The 648-nt window shown below is 73.0% G+C and carries 1 protein-coding gene; it reads right to left on the bottom strand.

Translation table 11 applies throughout. The annotated features are described in order from the left end of the window. On the bottom strand, positions 1–620 hold a 620-nt coding region (locus KUM32_RS37950), incomplete at its 3' end, for a thiamine pyrophosphate-dependent enzyme (protein WP_254406691.1). Positions 621–648: the final 28 nt, after the last annotated feature.

Raw genomic sequence — 648 nt, 5'->3', positions numbered from 1 at the left:
CCGTTGTTCTGTACGAGGAAGACGACGGGCGCCCGCCAGACGGCGGCGAAGTTCAGCGCCTCGTGGAAGTCGCCCTCGCTGGTGCCCCCGTCGCCGACCATGGCCAGGGCGACCACGTCATCGCCCTTGAGGCGCGCCGCGTGCGCCAGCCCCACGGCGTGCGGCAGTTGGGTGGCCAGCGGCGTGCACAGCGGTGCCACCCGGTGTTCGCCCGGGTCGTAGCCGGTGTGCCAGTCGCCGCGCAGCAGCGTCAGCGCCTCCACCGGGTCGACCCCGCGGGCGATGACCGCGAGGGTGTCCCGGTAGCTGGGGAAAAGCCAGTCCTGGTCGGCGAGGGCGAGGCCCGCGGCGATCTCGCACGCCTCCTGACCGGTGGAGGAGGGGTAGACGGCCAGCCTGCCCTGCCGGGTCAACGCCGTGGCCTGCGCGTTGTACCGACGGCCACGCACCAACTCGGCGTAGAGCCGCAACAGCAACCCCGGATCGGCGTCGGCCACGGCGTCCGTGCCCAGGAGCCGATACGGCTCCGCGTCGGGGAGCAAGGGCGCGGGGTCGGTACGAGGCTGCCAGGCCGGTGGCGGGGTGGGCCGGTAGGAGCCGGGCTGCTCAAGGACCGTCATGTCGAGCACCTCCTCATGGGGCTGCATC

Source organism: Streptomyces sp. AC627_RSS907, assembly GCF_019049165.1.
This window is presented reverse-complemented; position numbering and strand designations above follow the sequence as displayed.